This is a genomic window from Rufibacter radiotolerans, assembly GCF_001078055.1.
In the GTDB taxonomy this organism is placed as follows: domain Bacteria; phylum Bacteroidota; class Bacteroidia; order Cytophagales; family Hymenobacteraceae; genus Nibribacter; species Nibribacter radiotolerans.
In genome coordinates this window covers 1,272,834-1,286,051 of sequence record NZ_CP010777.1, presented here as the reverse complement: position 1 = coordinate 1,286,051, position 13,218 = coordinate 1,272,834, and the positions used below count along the sequence as shown (strand labels likewise).

7 protein-coding genes are annotated in these 13,218 nt (G+C 52.6%); 2 read left to right on the top strand and 5 right to left on the bottom strand.

Annotation, left to right across the window (positions count from 1 at the left end):
- Window positions 1-93 precede the first annotated feature (93 nt).
- Together TH63_RS05325 and xylA are read left to right on the top strand one after the other, a co-directional pair.
- The gene (locus TH63_RS05325; protein WP_048920036.1) at window positions 94-1,575 is read left to right on the top strand and encodes a xylulokinase; all 1,482 of its coding nucleotides are present in this window, start codon (window positions 94-96) and stop codon (window positions 1,573-1,575) included.
- A gap of 27 nt (window positions 1,576-1,602) precedes the next feature.
- The gene (xylA, locus tag TH63_RS05320; protein ID WP_048920035.1) at window positions 1,603-2,934 is read left to right on the top strand and encodes a xylose isomerase; all 1,332 of its coding nucleotides are present in this window, start codon (window positions 1,603-1,605) and stop codon (window positions 2,932-2,934) included.
- Window positions 2,935-3,165: 231 nt separating this feature from the next.
- Here xylA and TH63_RS05315 read toward each other — a convergent pair whose 3' ends face one another.
- The 5 genes from TH63_RS05315 to TH63_RS05295 all read right to left on the bottom strand — a co-directional run bounded on the left by TH63_RS05315 (window position 3,166) and on the right by TH63_RS05295 (window position 13,212).
- Window positions 3,166-4,890, bottom strand: a complete 1,725-nt coding sequence (locus TH63_RS05315) for a glycoside hydrolase family 43 protein (protein WP_048920034.1) — start codon at window positions 4,888-4,890, stop codon at window positions 3,166-3,168.
- 224 nt (window positions 4,891-5,114) lie between these two features.
- A complete protein-coding gene (locus TH63_RS05310) occupies window positions 5,115-8,045 on the bottom strand; it encodes a glycosyl hydrolase 115 family protein (protein WP_082161805.1) in 2,931 nt (976 codons plus the stop codon).
- 154 nt (window positions 8,046-8,199) lie between these two features.
- Window positions 8,200-9,372 carry a mannonate dehydratase gene (gene uxuA, locus TH63_RS05305; protein WP_048920033.1) on the bottom strand — a complete coding sequence of 391 codons (1,173 nt, stop codon included), beginning with the start codon at window positions 9,370-9,372 and terminating at the stop codon, window positions 8,200-8,202.
- 122 nt (window positions 9,373-9,494) lie between these two features.
- Entirely contained in the window at window positions 9,495-11,012 is a 1,518-nt protein-coding gene (locus tag TH63_RS05300; RefSeq protein ID WP_231583550.1) for a glycoside hydrolase family 43 protein, read from the bottom strand.
- A 247-nt stretch (window positions 11,013-11,259) separates the two neighbouring features.
- Window positions 11,260-13,212: a RagB/SusD family nutrient uptake outer membrane protein gene (locus TH63_RS05295; protein WP_048920031.1), complete on the bottom strand. Its 1,953-nt coding sequence runs from the start codon at window positions 13,210-13,212 to the stop codon at window positions 11,260-11,262.
- Between the last annotated feature and the right edge of the window lie 6 nt (window positions 13,213-13,218).

Below are 13,218 nucleotides of genomic sequence, written 5' to 3'. Positions count from 1 at the left end.
CCAACGTTGGCATAAATAGTATTCTGGTGGTTCTTTTGCCCCAGTGTAAATTATAAAAGCCTCCTGCACCAACCTTACCAAACAACGCTTTTTATGCTCTTACTAGGAATAGACATAGGCACTTCTTCTGTAAAAGTATCGGTGGTAGATGCCGCCACGCAGAAGAGCCTGGCCTCTGCGCAATTTCCCGAAACGGAATCAAAGATCACCTCGCTGCAACCCGGTTGGGCCGAGCAGTCGCCCGAGATGTGGTGGGAGCATACCCAGCAGGCGGTAAAGAAAGTAAACGCTTCCGGGGCCTATAACCCCCAAGATATTGGGGCCATTGGCATCGCCTACCAAATGCACGGACTAGTGGTGGTTGACAAAGACCAACAGGTACTGCGTGATTCCATTATCTGGTGCGATAGCCGCGCGGTGCCCTATGGCCAGCAGGCCCTGGAACACATTGGCCAGGAAAAAGCCCTGGAACGCCTGCTCAACTCGCCTGGCAACTTCACCGCCTCCAAACTGGCCTGGGTCAAAGAAAACGAGCCCGCCACCTTTGACAGAATTCATAAAATCATGCTGCCCGGCGATTTCATCGCGATGAAATTGACGGGTGACATTACCACCAGCGCCTCTGCCCTGTCTGAGGGAATCTTCTGGGATTTCCAGAAAGACGAGGTGTCTGAGGATGTGATGAGCTTCTTCGGGTTTAGCAAAGACATTATTCCGGAGGTGAAGCCGCTCTTTTCAGAACACGGACGGGTGACTTCGGCGGTAGCCGAAGCGCTGGGCCTGAAAGCGGGCATTCCGGTGAGTTATAAATCAGGGGACCAGCCTAACAACGCGCTTTCTCTGAATGTGCTCAACCCCGGTGAGGTGGCGGCCACGGCCGGAACCTCGGGCGTGATTTACGGCGTGAGCGACCAACTGACCTATGACCCGCAGTCGCGGGTGAACACCTTTGCCCACGTGAACTACCAGCCCAATGCCAAGCGGGTGGGCGTGCTCATGAACATCAACGGCACGGGCATCATGAACAGCTGGGTAAAGGAAAACCTGGGCCACGGCTTGGATTACCCGCAGATGAACGCCGAGGCCCAGAAAGTGGCGGTAGGCAGCGAAGGCCTGCGCATTTTCCCTTTCGGGAACGGCGCCGAGCGCGTGTTTAACAACCGCATCATTGGTGCTCAATTCCACCATCTCAATTTCAACCTCCACTCCAAGGCGCATGTGTTCCGGGCAGTGCAGGAAGGCATCGCCTTCACGTTCAGGTACGGCCTGGACATTATGCGCGAGAACGGTATGAACCCCAAAGTGATCAGGGCCGGTAACGCCAATATGTTCCTGAGTCCTCTCTTTACGGAGGCCTTTGTGAATGCTACAGGCGTACCCGTGGAACTGTACCAGAACGATGGTAGCGTGGGGGCTGCGCTGGGTGCCGGCATAGGTGCGAAGGCCTTTTCCTCGCCGCAGGAAGCCTTTAGCCGGTTTGAGCGCCTCCGGCTCATTGAGCCAAATCAGGCGGATTCCTATGAAGCCGTTTACCAGGACTGGAAAGCGCTGCTGCAAAAACAATTACAAGACTAAATCATTACATCCCATATAATCAAAACCATGGCAAATCTTACAATTGGTGACAAAGAGTTTTTCAAAGGCATAGGACAAATCAAGTTTGAAGGTCTGGAGTCTGACAACCCGCTGGCGTACCGCTGGTATGATGAAAACCGGGTGGTAGCCGGCAAAACCCTGAAAGAGCATTTCAAGTTCTCGGTGGCGTACTGGCACTCGTTCAACGCTAATGGCTCTGATCCTTTCGGGGGACCTACCCTCAACTTCGCCTGGGACGAAAGCTCAGATGTGATTACCCGCGCCAAAGCCAAAATGGATTCCGCCTTTGAGTTCATCACCAAACTGGGTATGCCTTATTACTGCTTCCATGACGTGGACGTGGTAGACTATGGCAATGACATAGTAGAAAATGAGCGCCGCCTGCAAACCATGGTGGAATACGCCAAGCAAAAGCAAGCCCAAAGCGGCGTGAAACTGCTATGGGGCACGGCTAACGTATTCTCGCACCAGCGCTACATGAACGGCGCCTCTACCAACCCAGATTTCCAGGTATTATCGCACGCCGGGGCTCAGGTGAAAGCCGCCCTGGATGCTACCATTGCCCTGGGTGGTGAGAACTATGTCTTCTGGGGAGGCCGTGAAGGCTACATGACCCTGTTGAACACCAACATGAAGCGCGAGCAGGAGCACCTGGCCCGCTTCCTGCACACGGCCAAAGATTACGCCCGCCAGCAAGGCTTCAAAGGCACGTTCTTCATTGAGCCCAAGCCCATGGAACCTACCAAGCACCAGTACGACTATGACTGCGCTACCGTGATCGGGTTCCTGCGTCAGCACGATTTACTGGGCGATTTCAAAATCAACATTGAGGTAAATCATGCCACCCTGGCGGGCCACACCTTCCAGCACGAGCTGCAGGTGGCCGCCGATGCCGGCGTTTTGGGCTCAGTGGATGCCAACCGCGGTGACTACCAGAACGGCTGGGATACCGACCAGTTCCCGAACAACCTGAACGAATTGACTGAGGCCATGCTGATCTTCCTGGAAGCTGGTGGCCTGCAGGGCGGTGGAGTGAACTTTGACGCTAAAATCAGAAGAAACTCAACTGACCCCGCAGACCTGTTTTATGCCCACATCGGCGGAGCCGACACCTTCGCCCGCGCCTTGATCACGGCAGATAACATCCTGCAAAAATCAGACTTCTTGAAAGTGCGCGAGGAGCGCTACGCTTCTTTTGACGGCGGCAAAGGAAAAGAGTATGAGCAAGGCAAACTGACCCTGGAAGACCTTAGGGCCTTCGCCATTGAGAAGGGTGAGCCAGCCGTGAAAAGTGGTCGTCAGGAATACCTGGAGAACCTCATTAACCGGTTTATTTAACCCTTTGAAGTAAAGCTCAGCTATTACTGGGCCTTGAAATATTTTTCATTTTAGTTCACGGAAAGGCTGCCTCTTGTAGAGGCAGCCTTTTTTTATAGAGCCCGGTCTAGACAGTTTTGAAGTGGGCGTTTTGAGCCTGTATTCCTAAAAACAGCCTCAAAACAGAATTGCCAGGCACAAAAAAAGCGGGCCCTACTGGACCCGCTTTTTAATCCTTTCGGTTTCCTGTTATTACTTTGCTTTGGTCAAGGACGGCTTCTCAAAAATGTCATCATTGCCTTCATAGTCAAACCAGTCAAAGGAAGCTCTGTTGGTAGAAGGAAGTCCGTTAGAAGTGGCATAAAGCCCAAGGGTGACGCCTACAAAACCGCCGGCCACGCGGGTACTCAGGTATTTGCCGTCTACGTTGTCCTGTAGCAGTTGCCATTTTCCTTTTTTGGTGGCGTAGTAAAAGGCATACGTGCCGCCATTAAAGCTCACCTTAAGGTAGACCGGTTTTTTGCCTTCTTTCTCCGTGAGTACTTTCTCAGCCAGCACCGTTTTGTCTGCCTTGAGCAGTTGCACCACCGGCTGATTTCCTTTAAGGGTTTTGCCCAGGGCGTAATAATGCTCACTGTTTTGGAAGGCCACTAAGCCAGCGAACTCGTTTTCTTTGGTTGGGGCAAACTCCATTTCGGTACTGGCGCTTCCCTTCACATGCTGCTGCCGGCGGGCAAGAAAAGAGACATTCATCTTTTCAGAGAAACTCTCTGGCCGCACCTCCAGGGTTAGTTTTCCCAAGGGTTTGCTCAGGCTATACCACTGGTAGCGCGGGGTTCTCAGTTGTAGCCAATACATGGGCAAGGTTGTGCCTTTGAATTCTTCATGGAAGCTAAAATTACCCGTCAGCGGGAAGGCCGGTTTCTTCTGGGCTGGCAAATTGGGCACCGGGTAATTGTACTGCACCAGGTCATGGTCTGGGTTGATAATGGGCCAGCCCTCTTTCCAGGTAACGGGCGCCAGGAACGTCTCGCGGCCGGTGTTGTAATGGTCCTGGGCGCCGCTGTACGGACGAGTGGCCAGGAATACGGCCCACCAGTCTCCGTTCTGCGTCTGCACCAGGTCTGCGTGGCCCGTAGCCGATACGGGGTTTGGCCGATCACCGGGCAAATGCCGTTGGGTTAAGATAGGGTTCTTTTCATACGGGATATAAGGGCCGGTCACGGTTTTGCTGCGCAAAACCACCTCAGAGTGGTTGACGCTGGTGCCTCCCTCGGCGGCCATTAAGTAGTAAAAGCCGGTCACTTTGTAGATATGCGGACCTTCAATCCAAACCGGTTTCTTAGAAAGGTCCACGCCACCGTTCACCAGCAGGTGCTGCGGCCCGACCGTCTTCATGGTTTTCAGGTCAATCTCAAACATACGTATGGTGCGGTGCCCATCATACAGCGGTTTGTTGTCTGGGGCGTCTGAGTTGTACATGATGTAACTCTTCCCGTCATCGTCATGGAAAATAGAAGGGTCAATGCCGTTCACGTTGGGCAGCCAGTGGGGTTTAGACCAGGGACCGGCCGGATTAGTGGCGGTCACCACAAAGTTGCCTCCTTTATCAATAAGGGTGGTGACCATGTAGAAGGTGCCGTCTTTGTAAGAAATGGTGGGCGCGAAGATCCCGCGGGAAACGTTGTGGCCGTCTAAGTTCAGCTGTTCGGGCCGGTCCAGAATGTTGCCAATCTGGGTCCAGTTGACCAGGTCTTTGCTATGGAAGATGGGCACCCCCGGAAAATAAGCAAACGAGGAATGGATGAGATAATAGTCCTCTCCCACCCGCAGCACGCTGGGGTCTGGGTAAAACCCCGGGAAGATGGGGTTTTGGAACGTCTGCTTTTGCTGGGCCGCCGCGGGCAGGAGGCTGGCAAAGCCTAGAACTGCCAGGGTAAAGAAAGCGGCGGCAGCTGAAAGTAATTTATTTTTCATACGTGGAGCAGTAAGTTTCAATTTGGTGGCAGGAAAGTTATTCCAACGACTAGCTTTCTTGTTTTGAGCCTGTTTTCTCAAAAACAACCCCAAAACAGGAAAGCTCTATTTATTCTATCTATGGCTCAGAAGCTACTTCCGAGCCATAGTCTTCTGTTTGATATTAAGAAAGTAAAACCTGTTTTAGGCCTGTTTGTGGAAAAACAGGCCTAAAACAGATGGTGTTATTTAGCTTCCTTTACAGGTACATAGGTACTTTCCGGCGGCCCCAGGTAGGAAGGTTTCAGGCCACCGGCGTCTACCACTATTTTCTGCAGCACCACCCCAGAATCTACCATCCAGAACTTGAGCGTGTGCGCCCCGGGCTGGGCAAGCTGATGCTTAGAAATGGTCAGGTTGATGTTATTGGCCACGTTCCTGTTCCATTCGCCTTCGCCCTTGCCCCTATGGATGTTGATGATCTGCGGCGCCTGGTCATCAAAGGAAATGGCGTAGCGCAGCCCTTGGGTATTATGGAAGTTCAGGGTTGGCGACAACATAACTTGCACGCTCACCTCACCGGCTTTCTGCAGGTGCATCTTGTATTCTAAGTGGGGGCTATTACCGCCCGGCGTCTGGCTTGGCGCGGTTACTGGTATGGTGGTCATGGCCGAGGCGGTGCGCCCCAGATCAGGGATTACTTGCCATTTAATTTGGTTGGCGTCCACGGCTTTGGTGAAGTGCTCTGCCTCTATAGACACGTAGCCGTTGCTTTCTATAAAACCGTCTACCTTACCGGCCTGAATCGCTGCCGGATTCTGTACCACGGCCTGCACCACCACCTTAGTTCCTTTAGGACCGGTAATGGTTACCGGAACGCGCTGCGTGCCTGCAGGGGCTTTGGTCCAGTCTACGCTTACCCACACCCGCTGCTCTTTGTCCACGGTGCCGGAAGGCTGCGAGATCTTTACCCACGGAAACCCGGCGGTGACAGAATAGTCAAACGGTTGCTGACCACGGTTAAAGATCTCCAGAAAATGACCTTGCGCTACATAGGGAGAAAACTCTGGCAAAACCGCCGCCTCTTTTTCCTGGGGCCACCACTTGCTGGAGCCTTCCACGGCCACGCCCATGCTGGCGGCAGCGGGCAAGGTCAGTTCCTTCACCTCGGGCATCACGTCTTTCTCAGGTTGTTGCCAGTAGGTGTAGCTGATGTGGGTCTGTGACATCATGTGGTTCCATTTACCGCCGGCCATTTCCTTATGGAAAAACCTGGTCAGCTCTGCATCTTTCGCGAAGAGGTCTCTGGCTTTGGCGGCCTGGTCGTTGGTGCTGGCCCTGCCCTGCTGGGCGTACAGCCTGTTGCGGCCTACCGTCACGTGTAGGTCATTGAGGTTGGCGCTGGCCGCCACCGGGAACAATACCAACTGGTAATAGGCGTCTTTGTATTGGGCAGGCAAGGCGTTGTAGATTCGGGTGGCTTCTGTGGTCAGGGCCTTGTATTCGTTCACTACTCGTTCTGCTTCCTGGTAGTTGGTGAGGCTGTAGGTATCCGGGGACAAAAGCTCATGCTTGCGGCGGCTGTTGAACTTGGTGTACTTGGCCATGATATCGGCAATGGCCGTGGCATGCTCTGGCCCGAACAGCTGCTCAGACCATAGGCGGGTATATTCGCCCAGGCGCTCGGCGGGCCATTTCTCAGGGCTCCAGGCGTAGTCTAGGAAAAACTCTATGGGGAATTCCATGGGTTTGATGTCGCCCACGTTCACAATCCAGATACGGTCTGCCTTGTGCTGATAGGCCAGGTGCATTTGTTCCCAGACGCGGGAAATTTGATTGGTGTTCAGCCACTTGTAGTTACGGGGGCCGCCCACGTAGTCAAAATGGTAATAGATGCCGTACCCTCCGGAATGCTGCTTCTCCCCTACTTTGGGCAGCTTTCTGATATTTCCCCAGTTGTCATCTGCTAGTAGCAGGGTTACGTCATCTGGCACGCGCATGCCCTTATCATAGTAGTCCTGCACCTCTTTGTAGAGGGCCCATAACTGCGGTGTTTTGGAAGCATCTTTGCCCGTCACGTCAGAGATGATCTGGCGCTGGTCTTTTACAATGCGCTCCAGCAGTTCAATATTGCTTTCACGGCTCATGGGCTCGTCGCCGTCGCCGCGCATGCCCACGGTCACAATACTTTCTTTGGTACCCATGCGCTGGATGCCGCTGCGCCAGAACTCGCGCAACTTCTCTGGATTGGTACTGTAGTTCCAGGGACCGGAGCCGTAGCGGCGCCATTCATCATGCGCGCGCATAAGCGGCTCATGGTGTGAGGTTCCCATTACCACGCCGTACATATCGGCTACCTCAGGGTTGATCTTGTCATCGTCATTGAACGCGCTGCCCCACATGGCCGGCCACAAGTAGTTGCCTTTCATGCGCAGAATCAACTCAAACACCTTCTCGTAAAACTTGTGGTTGAAGCCGCCAAACTGCTCTTTAGACCAGTTGGATAGCGCCGGGGCCTCATCATTGATGAAGATGCCGCGGTATTTCACGGCGGGGGTACCTTTGGTGTGGCGGCCTTCCTGCACGTACAGGTTGGGCGTCTGGGTCACCGGCACATCGGCCCACCAGTACCAGGGCGAGACGCCAATCTGCGTCGACACGTCATAGATGCCATAGATGGTACCGCGCTTGTCGCTGCCTACAATTACCAGGGCCTCGTCCACGCCTTTCATAGGTTTTTTGATTACCTGCACCACAAAGGTTTCCCATTTGCCGACCAGGTCCTTCACGTCCAGCTTTTTGCTTTTCACCAGTTGGTCAATCAGCGGGCTTTGGCCGATGGTCCCTACCAACACCAGCCGGTCCGCTTTAGGCGCTTTGCTTGCTATGGTTAAGGCTGGTTCGGCATTGGTCACGCGTTTTACATCGGCTTGCAGGTCTTTCAAGGCTCTGATTACCCCAGGGAAATCCTTCTCATGGATGAAGAAAGGGGCAGATTTTCCGCCTTCTGCCAAAGTGAAGGCCTTATCCTTTTTCTGGCTGGAAATGTATTTGACATCCTCTACCGCAAAGGCCGACGTTACCGGCAGCAGCACCGCCAGAAATAACATAATGGCCTTCAGAGAGCCGGCAGACCAGGACCTCCTGAGTTGGGTATGTTTGCTAGTTGTTTGCATGGTGATCATTTGGGGGTTTCCTTCAATAGCTGGGTATGTAGCTTGATCCTTCTGACGGAGAACAGAAAAAGCCTTTCTCAAAACAGCCTGTTTTTTGGAAAACAGGTCCAAACCAGCAGCCGTTTTGAGAAAGTTATTTCTCCAATTTCATGGGTTATTTGCAGTCCTCCAGAGAGCGGGCAATGCCCATCTCCAGACCGCGCAATTCAGCCAAGCCGCGCAGTCGGCCAATGGCCGAGTAGCCGGGGTTGGTGACTTTGTGCAGGTCGTCCAGAATCTGGTGGCCGTGGTCTGGCCGGAACGGAATTGGCACCTCACGCGTGGCGTTGATTTGCACCAGTTCTTTCATGACGCCATACATGTCCACGTCGCCGGCCAGGTGGTCAGACTCGTAGAAGTTGCCTTCGGGGTCTTTGAGCACGTTGCGCAGGTGCGCGAAGTACACGCGGTGGCCCACTTCCTTCAGAATCTCCACCGGGTTGTTGTGTCTACCGGCGCCCAGGGAACCCGTGCAGAAACAGATACCATTGGGCGCCCGGTCCACCCGATTGATAATGTAAAGCAGGTCTTCTTTGTTAGAGGCAATGCGCGGCAAACCCAGAATAGGGTATGGCGGATCGTCTGGGTGAATGGTCATCTTCAGGCCATTCTCTTCGCAGACATCCATGATGGACTCCAGGAAATACGCCAGGTTCTCGCGCAGGCCGGCGTGACCGATCTGCTTGTAAGTATCAATACTCTGCTGGAGTTGCTCCAACGAAATGTAGCCTTCCATGGGAACGCCCATGCGTATGATCTCGCTAAGTTCTTCCAGTTCTTGTGGGGAGTAAGCCTCATGGCGTTCACGGGCTTTCTGTACCACGCTTGGCGCATAATCCTGCTCCGCCCCTTCCCGCTTGAGAATGAAGAGGTCAAACACGGCCAGATCGGCCCAGTCAAAATACAGGGCTTTGGCGCCGTTCCAGAGTTCCAGGGCCAGGTTGGTACGGGTCCAGTCCAGCACGGGCATGAAATTATAACAGATGGTTTTGAGGCCGCAGGCAGCCAGGTTGCGCAGGCTCTGGCGGTAATTCTCCAGGTACTGCTCACAGTCGGCGGCACGGGTCTTGATAGACTCATGCACCGGCACGCTTTCCACCACTGCCCACGTAAGGCCAGCTTCCTCAATGATTCGTTTGCGTTCCTGGATTTCCTCCACTGTCCAGACGGCGCCGTGGGGTACGTGGTGCAGGGCACTCACGATGCCGGTGGCACCGGCTTGTTTTACATCCAGCAGGGTAACGGAATCCTGGGGGCCGTACCACCGCCAGCTTTGAAGTAGTGACATAAAAGGTTAATTAGTTAAAAGGCACTTGAAACATTAAGCGTATTTGTTACCGAAGTAACTTCTGAGGAGCTAGTCTTCCAGAATGTGAAGTTTAATCCTCTTTTTAAAGCTATCGGCACTGGCTATTCTTTACTTTCAAAGATTTTTGGATGAAGGCGGAAGTAGTCAAAATCAACGTAGCCCCCTGGCGTTTTGGTAGCGTAGCTGAATAACCCAAAACGGTACCCCATAAAGTGCGGAAGGGTGTAGGCCATCTTCAAAGGCTTCCCTATTTTCTTCCATGATTTCCCGTCCAGGCAGTAGTAGAATCCTACCACATCCCGGCGCTCTTTGAAATCACATTCAGCTTTGAGGTACACTGTCTTTTGGTGGAGAGGCACCCTTTCCTCTTCTACAGGGCTCCCAGATTGGGCACTGACCATCACAATGTACTTTACTCCCTTCTCATATTTCACCCCCACTAACCCGTACATTTTCTGCAACAGGGAGAGTCCGGCAAAATCTCCTTCCTTCATGTGTGACAGATCCAGCAATGTAGAGCCCGTGCTTTCAGGCCCTATAGTCCGTTGGGTTAGGGTGTTTCTGGCCAGTAGAAAATCAGATGTAATTGGACCATTGGTTAATCTTAGGTAACCCTTTCGTTTGGTAACAGACCAAAGCGCATGGTCAGGGTTGTGGTTCCATTGCCAAACCAAGGGTAAGGCGGGCTCTCCTTTTTTCCGGGCAAACTCATCTGAGGCCACAATGCCGGGGATAAGGCCTTTACTTGCGGGCAGGCTCAACTCTTCCGGCACTTTGCCATTGGTGCCCAGAACCGGCCAGCCATCTTTCCACTGTACCGGCACCAAATACGGTATGCGCCCTACCGCCCCAAAATCCCGGAACATATAGGCATACCATTTGCCATCTGGCGTATCTATCAACCCACCTTGCGCCACCCCCTTATCCTGCAACACTACCTTCCCTTCATAAGGACCGGTGATCTTATCTGCTCTGTGAACCAGTACCGTCCGCATGCCCTCTTTAGGCCAAACAATGTTGAAGAGGTAATATTTGCCGTTTACTTTAAAGAGCTGAGACCCCTCGGCGGGAAGGTTAATATGGGGACCGGCAGGCGCGCTGGCATTCTCAATCAGTACCTGATCTGTTCCTTCTTTTACCCCAGACAAATCCGCTTTGAGCTCTACCATCCGTAGCTTGCCGCCGCCATAAATCATATAGACACGGCCGTCCTCCTCAAAGAACAAGGAATGATCATGCAAAGAGGGTTTAAAGGAGTGCGTTTCCCAGGGGCCTTTCTCCAAGTTTCTGGTGGTATAGATATAGGTTTTCCCGGTAGTTTGGGAGAAGGTGGTCACATAGTACAGACCCTTATGAAACCGCAGGCTGCTTGCCCAGGAACCCCTTCCGTAGGTGCTTTTTCCGTTGGTAAGGTTTAACTCATTAAGTGAGTCCAGGGTAGCATACGCATAGTTAACCAGTTGCCAGTTCACCAGATCTTTAGATTTCATGATAGGCAGTCCCGGACTCATATGCATGGTGGTGCTACTCATGTAATAGGTGTCCCCCACCCGTATCATGGCTACGTCCGGCACATCGGCATAAATAATAGGATTGCGGGCTCTCTGCCCTTGTGCCATTAAGGCAAGTAAGAGACAAAGAACCGATAGAAAACTAGATTGAAGCAACGTTTTTCTCATCTCTACTATTGGTCTTCTTGTGCTAGGGAAACGGAAGGATCTTAGGTATAAGTGGTGCCAGGAAAGGCTGACTTTTCCTCTACCATGTATGGCAGAAAGTGGTCCTTTTATTGAATTCACCACGGTACTTAAAAAGATTGGCTGCCTCTTTGGAGCAGCCAATCTTTTTAAGTATCGTGGTGAAGGATTAATTATACCCTGGGTTTTGGTAGGCAGCTCTTTGCTCAGCGGTCATATCCATGGCCTCTAATTGTCCTTGCGGAATAGGGCGCAGGTAATGCATGGGCTTAATGTCGCGGGTTACCGTTATTGGGGTATGGTCTCCGTAGTTGTTTCCTGCAATTCTGTAGGTAGAGGCCAGCTCGTTCCATTTCTGGGTACGCACTAGGTCAAACCAGCGGTAACCTTCGCCATAGAACTCACGGGACCGCTCTGCCAGAATGTAGTTAATATCAATAGTGGTAGGTGTGGCGGCAATCATGGCAGCACTGTTGTCCACCACTTTGGTGGTGTTCCCGTTGTTGTCAAAACGCCACTTGCCGGCGCGTGCTCTAATCACGTTGATTAAATCAAGGGCACTTTTGCCAGCTTTGGTGGTAGCACCTTTCACGGCGGCTTCAGCAGCTATGAAGTAAAGTTCAGAAAATTTAGCGATGTTGAAAGGACGGGTGCTACCGGCGTTTGGCTGACCTAATCCGGCGCCATTATCTGTACGGTAGGTCCCCAGTTTCCAAAGCTTAGGATACACAATCCGGCTGATGCCGCTAGGCGCGATCACGTAGTCTGCTCTGCCTGCCACTTCTCCAGCCCCAATGTTACTCTTACCGGCCCCAGATGGGTAGGTAATAGGCAAATTTTCATTCAGGAAAGTAAGCACAGGCTCACCCGGACGAACTTGTAGGTTATTGGCATTATATACTACACTTGGAATGTTGGTTCCACCACCTTTAGGCCAGTTAGCCCGGTAAACGGTAGTGAATGTACCGTCATAGCGTGAGTCAAGGATTTTGTCTGCGAAGGTGTTCTCCACTACGTTAATGGTGGGAGCCATACGCGTCCAGGGACGACCCAGATCCTGAGAGGCTTCCCGCTGTACAGAGCTCATAGCACCGGTACCGTTTGCATTCAAATAGCTTCTGATGTTGGTGTAGTTCCAGGTCATCATCCAGCCGGCAAAATTATCTGGGGCGCCACCGCTACCAAACGTTAAGCTACCTGCATTGTAGAACTCGCTTTTCTCAGTGTGGTCAGCGTACAGCAAGATCTCACTGTTGCGGTCATTTGAGCCCAGGTTCACATCATAGTAAGTGCCTTGCAACTTGAACGGACCAGGGTTATCAATGGCTTCTGTAGCTATGTCATAGGCCTGCTGGAAATACCATTGGGCATTCTTGCCGTTAGGGTCTGTGCGGGGAGTAGCTGGGTAGGTAGGAATGTTATTCGGGTTTTCCAGCCACCAGGCATACGTCAGGTAAGCTTTTGCCAAGTAAAGGCGAGCCACCGTTTTGGTAACGCCACCCGTCACGCGGCCAGCAGCCGGCAGATCATTGATGGCGGTGAGCAGATCTGGGAAAATGGCTTTGGTATACACCTCAGGAACCGTGTTACGCACTGAAACCCGTACGGGGTTGGTGTTGAACTTCAACTCCCCCGCCCCTAAATCCAAAGGTACGCCACCAAAGGTCTGTACCAACTGGAAATAGTCAAACGCCCGGAAGAACCTGGCCTCCGCTATCAACGCATTGGAAATGGTACCTACCGCGGCGGCATTTTCAATTATCCCGCTGGCGGTGTTGATGTTAGGGAAAGCGGCGCCCCATAGCACATCGGCCCGGCTGTTAGCTGGCGTCAGGAGCCCTTGCCCGGACAAGTCCATCACCCTGAAGTTCTCGTCAGCATCTCTGGCGTAGGTTACTTCATCTGTACCAGTAAGGGTGGCGTTATAGTAGTAGGCTTGCCCGTAGATATAGCGCAGGTGCGCATACATAGAGGTCAACCCGCCCTGAACACCTTTTTCAGTGGTAAAGAAACCAGGCTCATACAAACTACGAGGCTGTTCCTCCAGAATATCAGAGCACCCCACCAGGAACAACGTAATAGCGGCCGTTCCTACTAAAGATTTTATATTAAAACGTCTCATTCGCTT

Excerpts from the sequence above, each read along its gene's own strand:
- TH63_RS05300 (WP_231583550.1), bottom strand. The coding sequence starts at position 11,012 with ATGGCACAAGGGCAGAGAGCCCGCAATCCTATTATTTATGCCGATGTG.
- TH63_RS05325 (WP_048920036.1), top strand. The coding sequence starts at position 94 with ATGCTCTTACTAGGAATAGACATAGGCACTTCTTCTGTAAAAGTATCG.
- TH63_RS05295 (WP_048920031.1), bottom strand. The coding sequence starts at position 13,212 with ATGAGACGTTTTAATATAAAATCTTTAGTAGGAACGGCCGCTATTACG.
- xylA (WP_048920035.1), top strand. The coding sequence starts at position 1,603 with ATGGCAAATCTTACAATTGGTGACAAAGAGTTTTTCAAAGGCATAGGA.
- TH63_RS05310 (WP_082161805.1), bottom strand. The coding sequence starts at position 8,045 with ATGCAAACAACTAGCAAACATACCCAACTCAGGAGGTCCTGGTCTGCC.
- uxuA (WP_048920033.1), bottom strand. The coding sequence starts at position 9,372 with ATGTCACTACTTCAAAGCTGGCGGTGGTACGGCCCCCAGGATTCCGTT.
- TH63_RS05315 (WP_048920034.1), bottom strand. The coding sequence starts at position 4,890 with ATGAAAAATAAATTACTTTCAGCTGCCGCCGCTTTCTTTACCCTGGCA.